This is a genomic window from Mesorhizobium sp. M7A.F.Ca.MR.362.00.0.0, assembly GCF_004023175.1.
Classification (GTDB): Bacteria; Pseudomonadota; Alphaproteobacteria; order Rhizobiales; family Rhizobiaceae; genus Mesorhizobium.
Genome location: NZ_RZTF01000032.1, coordinates 10,763 through 16,609, shown reverse-complemented (window position 1 = coordinate 16,609; position 5,847 = coordinate 10,763). Strand labels below are relative to the sequence as shown.

Annotated in this window: 7 protein-coding genes; 2 read left to right on the top strand and 5 right to left on the bottom strand. The window is 62.5% G+C overall.

All coding sequences use genetic code 11. The features are described from left to right. Both EOC06_RS07165 and EOC06_RS07160 read right to left on the bottom strand, forming a co-directional pair. The coding region (locus EOC06_RS07165) for a DHA2 family efflux MFS transporter permease subunit (RefSeq protein ID WP_128307424.1) at window positions 1–1,571 on the bottom strand (1,571 nt) is incomplete at its 3' end. Between the two features lie 20 nt (window positions 1,572–1,591). Continuing rightward, entirely contained in the window at window positions 1,592–2,788 is a 1,197-nt protein-coding gene (locus tag EOC06_RS07160; RefSeq protein ID WP_128307420.1) for an HlyD family secretion protein, read from the bottom strand. A gap of 132 nt (window positions 2,789–2,920) precedes the next feature. Between EOC06_RS07160 and EOC06_RS07155 the strand changes: the two genes are divergently transcribed. Continuing rightward, entirely contained in the window at window positions 2,921–3,655 is a 735-nt protein-coding gene (locus EOC06_RS07155) for a TetR/AcrR family transcriptional regulator (protein ID WP_127380942.1), read from the top strand. Between the two features lie 23 nt (window positions 3,656–3,678). Here EOC06_RS07155 and yihA read toward each other — a convergent pair whose 3' ends face one another. The 3 genes from yihA to EOC06_RS07140 all read right to left on the bottom strand — a co-directional run bounded on the left by yihA (window position 3,679) and on the right by EOC06_RS07140 (window position 5,412). Continuing rightward, complete coding sequence (yihA, locus tag EOC06_RS07150; RefSeq protein ID WP_024502094.1) at window positions 3,679–4,338, bottom strand: ribosome biogenesis GTP-binding protein YihA/YsxC; 660 nt, start codon at window positions 4,336–4,338, stop codon at window positions 3,679–3,681. Continuing rightward, window positions 4,335–4,973, bottom strand: a complete 639-nt coding sequence (locus EOC06_RS07145; protein ID WP_164898497.1) for a CatB-related O-acetyltransferase — start codon at window positions 4,971–4,973, stop codon at window positions 4,335–4,337. The genes yihA and EOC06_RS07145 overlap by 4 nt, the downstream gene beginning before the upstream one ends. 124 nt (window positions 4,974–5,097) lie before the next feature. Then, window positions 5,098–5,412 carry a hypothetical protein gene (locus EOC06_RS07140; RefSeq protein ID WP_128307418.1) on the bottom strand — a complete coding sequence of 105 codons (315 nt, stop codon included), beginning with the start codon at window positions 5,410–5,412 and terminating at the stop codon, window positions 5,098–5,100. Between the two features lie 179 nt (window positions 5,413–5,591). Here EOC06_RS07140 and EOC06_RS41905 point away from each other — a divergent pair. Then, window positions 5,592–5,847 (top strand): MarR family winged helix-turn-helix transcriptional regulator (locus tag EOC06_RS41905; RefSeq protein ID WP_245469383.1); only part of this gene is annotated, 256 nt, incomplete at its 3' end.

Genomic DNA, 5,847 nt, shown 5'->3' with positions numbered 1-5,847 from the left:
CCCGCCGCGGCCGGCTTGCGGATCAACATGGTGAACAGGCCAAGCGTCGCAAACAGCACCGTCAGCATGAAGAACACATCCATGAATGACAGCAGCGCCGCCTGCTGCTGGACCATGCCCGACAGCTTGGAGATGGCAGCACTTGTCGCATCCAGGCCGGGGGTTTGCTCGAAATTGAGCGTCATGTTCTGCAGCTTGGTCTGCGCGGCTTCACTGCCCCATTGCACATGCTCGGAGAGCCTTGCGTAGTGGAAGGCATTGCGGTCGATCAGCACGGTGTTGATCAGCGCGAGGCCAACCGCACCGCCAAGGTTGCGGGTGAGATTGAACAGGCCGGACGCATTCTTCAGCCGCTCGGGCGGCAAGGTGCCGAGCGCGATGTTGTTGATCGGCACCATGCACAGCATCATCGAACAGCCGCGCAGGATCTGCGGGATGAGCAGCTCGTTGAAATCCCAGTCGGCGGTCAGATGCGTCATCCACCAGGTGCCGGTGGCGAAGCCGAAGAAGCCGATCATCATCATCAGCCGCGGGTCCATCTTGTTCGACAGGATGCCCGAGATCGGCGCGGTGAAGAACATGGCCAGGCCGCTGACGAACAGCGCCTCGCCGATCATCATCGAATCGTAGCCACGGATGCGCCCGAGATACACCGGGTAGAGATAGGTCAGGCCGTAAAGGCCGATGCCGATGACGAAGGAAAACAGCGAGCCGAAGGCGAAGTTGATGTTGGTGAAGGCCTTCAGGTCGACGATCGGCTCCTCGGCGGTGAACACCCGCCAGAAGAACAGCACCGCGCCGATGGTCATGACAATGGCGCAGATGAAGACGCCCTGGTCCTGCAGCCAGTCATTGTTGGGGCCTTCCTCGAGCACATATTCCATGCAGCCCAGGAAAGCCGCCATGCCGGCGAGGCCCCACCAGTCGAACTTGCTGAACAGCTTGAGGTTGGGCTTGTCGAAGTCGATCAGCGTCCAGGCCGCCGCTGTCACCAGGATGCCGGGCACGACATTGACCAGGAACAGCCAGTGCCAGGACATGGCATGGCTGATATAGCCGCCGACAGTCGGGCCGATGGTCGGCGCCAACGTCGCCACCAGGCCGATCATCGGCGAGACGAAGGCGCGGCGCGAGGGCGGGAAGATGGTGAAGGCAGCGGCGAAGACGCTCGGTATCATGCCGCCGCCGATGAAGCCCTGGACGGCGCGGTAGACAATCATCTGGTCGATGTTGGTGGCAGTCGCCGCCAGCGCACTGGCCGCGGTGAAGCCCGCCGCCGAGATCGTGAACAGCACCCGCGTCGACAGCATCCGGCTGAGGAAGCCCGACAGCGGGATCATCACCACTTCGGCGATCAGATAGGCGGTCTGCACCCACGGGATTTCGTCGGAGCTGGCGCTCAGGCCGGCCTGGATTTCCGACAGCGAGGCGGAGACGATCTGGATATCGAGGATGGCCATAAACATGCCGAACACCATCGCCAGGAAGGCGATGACGCGCCGCGTCGAAATGGTGTCAGGCACAGCCGGCCTCGCCGGCGGCGCTCCTGCTGTCAGGGTTGCGGTTGCCATGGCATTGCTCCCGTCGCCGCTCAGTTCGCGGCCACTGGGCCCGACCCGGATGGGGCGGTGCGGCTGTCGACGTCGACGATGACGCTCAGGCCGGCGCGCAGTTTGCCGCTCTTCAGGACATCTGCGGGCACATCGATGCGGACCGGAACGCGCTGCACGACCTTGGTGAAGTTGCCGGTGGCGTTTTCGGGCGGCAGCAGCGAGAACACGGCACCCGAAGCCGGCGCCAGCGACGAGACGGTGCCCTCGAAGTCCTGGCCGTCGGTCGCATCGACCGAGATCTTCACCTTCTCTCCGGGCACCAGCCGGGCAAGCTGCGTCTCCTTGAAGTTGGCGACGATGTAGAGCTTGTCCATCGGCACGATGACGGCGAGCTTCTGGCCGGGGCTGACAAGGTCGCCCTGTTCGACCGAGCGGTTGCCGACGATGCCGTCATAAGGCGCCTTGAGCACGGTGAAGGAAAGATCGCGCAGCGCCTTGTCATGGCTGAGCTGCAGGGACGCCAGCGTGCTCGCCGATTCCGCGCGTTGCGCCTGCAGCACGCCGATATTGGCCTGCGCGGCGGCGATCTGTGCGTCGGCGCCGACAAGGGCGGCATCGGCCTGCTGGACCGCCGTCTGGGCGTCGTCCAGCTGCGCCTGCGTGCCGACATGGGTCTTGAGCAGTTGCGAGGCGCGCGCCGCCACCTTGGCCGCATTGTCGGCGGCGGCCTGATCGGCGACCTTCTGCGCCTGGGCCTGCTGCAGCGAGGCGCGCGCTGCTTCGGTCTGGGCGTCGATACGGTCGAGCGTCTTGCTCAAAGTGGCGATCTGCGCCTCGGCCTGGGCAACGGCAATCTTGTAGTCGCCGTCATCGACGACGAGCAGCGGATCGCCGGCCTTGACCAGCTGGTTCTCGCTGACCTTGACCTGATCGACATAGCCGGAAATCTTGGGCGAGATGAACGCCATGTCTGCCTGGACATAGGCATCGTCCGTGGAGATCATGAAGCGGCCCGTGGTCCAGTAATCGTAACCATACCAGGCGCCGGCGCCCAGCAAGGCGACGCCGATGATCGGCAGCAGGAAGGAACGCACCGAACGCTTCTTCTTGGCCGGAGCCTCTGCCGGTGGCGACGAGACCGGCTGGACAGGCACTTCCGGGGCTTCCGTCGCCGGCGCAACCTTGGCGTTGGGAAAGGGACGGACTTCGGCAGTGGTCGGCGCGTTCGAGGACATGACATCTCTCTAAAGTTATAATATAATACTGAACCGTTCGGTTCGATCCGGCCGTTGACATAGCGCGTAAACAGGACCATATCAAGGGCAATCGAACCGCTTGGTTCGAATTATTTTCGAGGTGTGACTTTCATGGCCGAGACCCCGCCCAATGTCGAAAACGAGTCGTGCGACGACCTGTTGGAAAGCTTGCGTCGTGGCCGCCCGGCAGCGGGGCAAGATCCGGTCAAGCGCAGCCAGATCATCGACGGCGCCCGTCGTGTCTTCATCGACAAGGGCTTCGAAGCCGCCTCGATGAACGACATCACCCGCGAGGCCGGTGTCTCCAAGGGTACGATCTACGTCTATTTCGCCAACAAGGAAGAGCTGTTCGAAGCGCTGATCGAGGAAGAGCGCGGCACCATCTTCAAGAACATGTATGACGTGCTGGACAATGCCGACAACCTGCGCGAGACGCTGGTGAAGTTCGGCAAGGTGCTGGCCCTCAAGATCACGTCGGCCAAGGTGATCCAGGCGCAGCGCACGGTGATCGGTGCATCCGACCGGATACCCGACATGGGCGCGCGGTTTTACGAGCGCGGTCCCAAGCGTGGCCACGACAAGGTCGCGGCCTTTCTCAATGCCGCCATCGAGCGCGACCTGCTGCGCATCGACGATGTCGATCTTGCCGCCTATCAGTTCACCGAACTGTGCCTGGCCGGTCTGTTCCGCCAGTGCATCTTCGCCTACCGCACCAAAGCCCCGAGCCAGGACGAGATCGACCGCATCGTCAGGTCAGGCGTCAGCATGTTCCTCAAGGCATACGGCACCGAAAGGCTTGTGGCGGAAGAAGGCCACCAGACGATTGCTATCGAGGCCAAGCCGTAGGCCATGCTCTAAGCTGTGGATGCTTAGCCGCCATTGGCGGCAAGCACGATGGCCGCCTGCAATTCCTGGAGGCCCTCGGCCTTTTCAGAAGAGGTGGCCAGCACGAACGGGAACGCCGCCGGCCGCTTCTTGATCTTTGCCAGCGTCTCCTCGATCAGCCTCGGCACGCCGGCAGTCTTGATCTTGTCGGTCTTGGTCAGCACGATCTGGTAGGACACCGCCGCCTTGTCGAGCAGCGACAGCACTTCGTCGTCCTTGGCCTTGATGCCGTGGCGGGCGTCGATCAGCACATAGACGCGCTTCAGCGTGACGCGGCCCTTGAGATAGTCGAAGACCAGCTTGGTCCACTCGTCGACCTTCTCCTTCGGCGCGGTGGCATAGCCATAGCCGGGCATGTCGACCAGCGCCAAGGGCGGCAGGTCGGCGCCCTCACCCGAAAATCCGTCCGGCACGAAATAGTTGAGCTCCTGCGTGCGCCCCGGCGTGTTGGAGGTGCGCGCCAGCCCCTTCTGGTTGACCAGCGCGTTGATCAGCGACGACTTGCCGACATTCGAGCGGCCGGCAAAGGCGATTTCCGGCGGCCCTTCAGGCGGCAGGAATTTCATGGCCGGCACGCCGCGGATGAAGATCCACCCCCGCGTAAACAGTTCGGTGCCGATTATGCTGCTGTTCAGAGCGTTCAAGCTGCTGCCTCCAGAAGAGAAATATCGGCGCCCCGGATAGCATCGAGGTTGCGACTGACCTTGTCCACCGGCCAGTCCCACCACGCCACCGCCAGCAGCCGCCTGATTGTCCGGTCGTCGAAACGCATCTTCACCACCTTGGCCGCATTGCCGGCGACGATCGCATAGGGCGGCACGTCGTGAGTCACCACCGATTTCGCGGCGATGATGGCGCCGTGGCCGATTTCCACCCCGGGCAAGATCACCGCCTCCATGCCGATCCAGACGTCGCTGCCGACAATGGTGTCGCCGCGCACTTCCTTCGACCACGTCGCCGGGTCAAAACCCTTTTCCCAGCCATGGCCAAAGATATTGAACGGATAGGTCGAAAAGCCGGACATGGCGTGGTTGGCGCCGTTCATGACGAAGCGCGCGCCCTCGGCGATGGCGCAGAACCTGCCGATGATCAGCTTGTCGCCGATGAACGGATAATGATGCAGGACGCATTTCTCGGCGAATTTATCCGGCCCGTCGGGGTCGTCATAATAGGTGAAGTCGCCGATCTCGATGTTCGGCGCATTCACCAGTCCCTTGAGGAAGCCGACGCGGGTATGCATCGGGATCGGGTGCTTGATGTCTGGGTTGGGTCCGTCCATGTCGAAATCCGTCAGAGAAATGGCAGCCAGGCACATCCGAAACTCGAATGCGCCCGTTCAAAATAGCGTGATCCGCCCTATAGCACCAATCGGGCGACGAGCGAGCTTTCCTTGACGGCCTTGCTCATTTGCCGCCACGGCAGATCACGATCGGATCGGACAGCGCGCTGTCGAAACCGCTGCCCTGATAGACGGTTACGTTCGCCGCGCCGGGCGGCAGCATGAAGCTGCCTTCGACGATTTTCTGATCACCGGCCGGCATGTGGAGAGCCCAGCTATAGGTGCAAAACTGAGGCGGCGCCTGGGGTTCGACGTGGCTGCAGTTCAATTGCGCGCCACCCAGCATCGCGGCGCCGCCGCAGCTGACGGCGTCCTTTGCGAGCGCAAGGCCCGGCCATCCCGCGATGGCCGCCACGGTCACGATCTTCAGCCAATTCATCGTCCTATCCTTGCCCGGCAACAGCCTGCTACCTGAGCCTTTTTGTGGCGTCACAGCCCATGCGTCATTTTTTCCAGGCGGGCTTAGTCCGTCTTGCGCACCGCGTCCAGCGGGATTATGTGCATGATGATAATAAGCATGCTCACTAAAAGTTGCGCCTTAGAACCTCAGTACCTTCCATGCCATCGTCACCCAACATCAGCTTCGTGCTGCACGATGTCGCGCGCCTGCTTCGAAAGCGGTTCGAGCAGAGGTCGCGGGCATCGGGGCTGACCCGCGCCCAATGGCAGGTGCTGGCCTATCTCTGCCTGCATGAAGGCATCCACCAGAACAAATTGGCGGACCTTATCGAGATCACGCCGATCACGCTCGCCCGGCTGCTCGACAAGATGGAGGCACGCGGCTTCATCGAGCGCCGGGCCAATCCCGCTGACC